The organism is Aestuariivirga sp. (genome assembly GCF_044239095.1).
Classification (GTDB): Bacteria; Pseudomonadota; Alphaproteobacteria; order Rhizobiales; family Aestuariivirgaceae; genus Aestuariivirga.
The window spans coordinates 1-2,871 of record NZ_JBIICB010000391.1; the positions used below are offsets into that span (position 1 = coordinate 1).

Consider the following 2,871-nt stretch of genomic DNA (forward strand, 5'->3'; position numbering starts at 1 on the left):
TGCGCAATGCCGGCGCCCAGCTGCCGCATCAGTGCTTCGTCCGGCTTGCGGAACTGGCGGTGGACCACCCTGCCCTGCTGGCGCCGCTGGTGACGCGCGCTGAGCTTCCCGCCTCGGTGGCCTTCGAGCTGTTCTGGAGCCTGCCTCCGGAACTGCGCCGCCTCATCCTCTCGCGCTTCCTCGCCGATTCTCTGGTGCTCGGGAAAATCCTGCGGATCATCCTCGCCGAGGACAGGAGCCTCGCCACCGGCGCCCCCCGCGAGGATGGGCCCGTTGCCGCCGAAGCGCTCGACGCGGCACTCGAGGCGGCGGCCGCAGCGCAGATGGAAGAGGCCGTGCAGCGCTTCGCGGATCTCGCCGGCATCGGCACCGCCACGGTGCGCCGCATCCTGTCCGACCCGCATGGCGAGCCCGCCGCAGTGCTGCTCAAGGCGCTCGGCATCAGCCGTGGCCGCTTTGTTGAGGCGATGGACAGGCTGAGGGCCCTCACCGCGCAGCCGGATGAGCGCGCCTCCCCGCAACTGCAGTCGGTGTTCGACGGGCTCTCCTTCAACAAGGCCCGCGTGCTGCTCAGCTACTGGGACTGGGCCACCCGCAAGGCCGGGCCCTATGCGCCCCGGAGCTGAAAGCGCCGCTGAGCGCGTGCCCGGCCCTTGTTGAAACGGCCGGTGTCGCCTAAACCTGTCCCCGTGCAGCAAAGCAATGACATACCGGCCGCCCTGGAAAAGAAGCCCGCGCTCGTGGAGCTGGCGACGCAGATCGTCGCGGCCTATGTGAGCAAGAACACGGTGGAGCAGGCCGACCTTCCGCGGCTCATCATGGAGGTGCACCGTGCGCTCGAGAAGGCCGCGGGCGGGACGCAACCCGGCGCACCTATCGCTCCGGAGGCGAAGCCAGCGGTGAACGCGCGGCGCTCGATCACGCCGGACTATCTGATCTGCCTCGAGGACGGAAAGAAATTCAAGTCGCTGAAGCGCCACCTGCGCACGCACTTCAACCTGACGCCCGAGCAGTACCGCGAAAAATGGGGCCTTCCGTCGGATTACCCGATGGTTGCGCCGAACTACGCGACGTCACGCTCGAAGCTGGCCAAGAACATGGGCCTCGGCCACAAGCGAAAAATGTAAGTTCAACCATTTTTTGCGTTGCTGACTCTTGCGGATCAGCCGTTCACGATTCATAAACGATTCATCTAGAGGGGCCATCGATTCGCAAGGGGCGGCGTTGACCATGGGGTCAATCAACATAGCATTCAGGGCACAGCTCGTGGTGCCTGAGCAGCGTCAGCTGTATGACTATTGGCTGTCGCGAACGGAAGGCGGCGGGCTGCCGACGCGCGCCGACATCAACCCGGCTCATATTCCGCGCCTCTTGCCCTTCATCAGCCTGATCGACGTGGACGACGCGCTGCACCAGAGCCGGGTGCGGCTGGCGGGCACGCGGCTGCGCGACGTCTATGACCGGGAGATCACCGGCCTCAGGATCGAGGAGCTCGATCTCGGCCCCAAGCGCGACTACTGGATGGCCGCCTACCGCCACACCGCGGTGGACGGCAAGCCGACGCAGGGCATCGTGCGCGGGCCCAGGGTAAACAAGGAACACCTGGTACAATACTGGATCAGGCTGCCGCTCGCAGCCGGAAACGGCGGCAAGGGCATCAGCATGGTGCTGTGCCTCGACTACTTCATCTCCGGCCTCGAAGAGGAAGAGCGGCAGGCCAATTCCGCCTGATCCCCTTAAGAAAGAAAAGAAGTTACAGGTATTGATTCCTGAGAATTTCCAGCCTACTCTCTTGACGTTAGGAGAGAGTACGCCATGCCCACACCCCCGAAGACGCCGTCTGCCACGCCGAAACCCGCCTTCAACGATGCTGAAAGCCCGCTCACCTGGCTGCGCGCCCGGCGTGACAAGACCGGGATGCCGCTGATCTCGGACGCGCAATACCTGGCGGGCGAGCGGCTGCGCATGGATTTCGAGCGCGCCATGCTGGCCCGCCGCACCACAACCAACTGGGACATGGCCGGCGCGGGCGGCCGTGGCGGCGCGATTGCAGCGGAGTTGAGCGACGGGGCGATTGCCGCGCGCCAGCGTTACGTGAAGGCGCTTGAGGCGGTGGGGCCCGAACTCGCCAGCATGCTGGCGCAGGTGTGCTGCCTCTCAGCCGGGCTCGAACAGGCAGAGCGGCTGCTGAACCTGCCACAGCGCAGCGGCAAGGCGGTGCTGGCACTGGGGCTGACGGCTCTGGCCCGCCACTATGGCCTGCTTGAGCAGGGCGGGCGGCGCAATGACGTGCGGCACTGGGGGCTCGACGACTACCGCCCCGGCATTGCGGAGGCTCAGTTGGAGGAGGCCTGAAGAGCCGCCTGCGCGTCGTGCTTGATGCGCTGGATCATCGAGGCGAAGCCATTGGAGCGCTGCTGAGTGAGATGGCCCGCAAGCCCGAGCCTGCCCAGCACCTCGCCCGCATCGGTTGTGAGGATCTCTTTCGCGGGCTTGCCCGAATAGATCATGAAGGCGATGGCGATGAGGCCCTTGACGATCAGTGCATCGCTGTCGCCCCTGAAGGTCAGCACCGGGTTTGCGGCGGGGCCTTCGGTGGCGGAGGTGATCCACACCTGGCTGGCGCAGCCCTTCACCTTGTTCTCCGGCGCATGATCGGCCTCGGGCAGCGGCGGCAGATCCCGCCCGAGCTCGATCACGTGCTTGTAGCGGTCTTCCCAGTCGTCGAGGACCTCGAAGTCTGAGAGCAGCGCGGCAATGGCGTTCAAGGTCGGGCTCCGGTTCTGGGCATCAGCGCTGTCCAGATAGGCCCGGGACCTGTGAAGCTCAACCGTCTTTCTCGCCGCGGCCCGCGGGGCCGCGCCATGGGGG

General features: G+C 66.0%; 5 protein-coding genes. 4 read left to right on the forward strand and 1 reads right to left on the reverse strand.

Annotated elements, in window-relative coordinates; translation table 11 throughout:
* The 4 genes from ACILRA_RS21720 to ACILRA_RS21735 form a co-directional block, all read left to right on the forward strand.
* The coding region (locus tag ACILRA_RS21720; protein ID WP_395664122.1) for a DUF2336 domain-containing protein at positions 1 to 626 on the forward strand (626 nt) is incomplete at its 5' end.
* Positions 627 to 719: 93 nt separating this feature from the next.
* On the forward strand, positions 720 to 1,127 hold the full coding sequence (locus ACILRA_RS21725; protein WP_395664126.1) for a MucR family transcriptional regulator: 408 nt from the start codon (positions 720 to 722) through the stop codon (positions 1,125 to 1,127).
* Positions 1,128 to 1,230: 103 nt separating this feature from the next.
* Positions 1,231 to 1,731, forward strand: a complete 501-nt coding sequence (locus ACILRA_RS21730; RefSeq protein ID WP_395664123.1) for a PAS domain-containing protein — start codon at positions 1,231 to 1,233, stop codon at positions 1,729 to 1,731.
* Positions 1,732 to 1,815: 84 nt separating this feature from the next.
* Positions 1,816 to 2,355 (forward strand): DUF6456 domain-containing protein, encoded by a 540-nt coding sequence (locus ACILRA_RS21735; RefSeq protein ID WP_395664124.1) that lies wholly within the window; start codon positions 1,816 to 1,818, stop codon positions 2,353 to 2,355.
* Here ACILRA_RS21735 and ACILRA_RS21740 read toward each other — a convergent pair.
* Positions 2,337 to 2,871, reverse strand: a 535-nt coding sequence (locus tag ACILRA_RS21740) for a SufE family protein (RefSeq protein WP_395664125.1), incomplete at its 5' end; no start/stop codon positions are given. The genes ACILRA_RS21735 and ACILRA_RS21740 overlap by 19 nt on opposite strands.

Coding starts and splice junctions, on each gene's coding strand:
- ACILRA_RS21730 (WP_395664123.1), top strand. CDS start 1,231: ATGGGGTCAATCAACATAGCATTCAGGGCACAGCTCGTGGTGCCTGAG.
- ACILRA_RS21735 (WP_395664124.1), top strand. CDS start 1,816: ATGCCCACACCCCCGAAGACGCCGTCTGCCACGCCGAAACCCGCCTTC.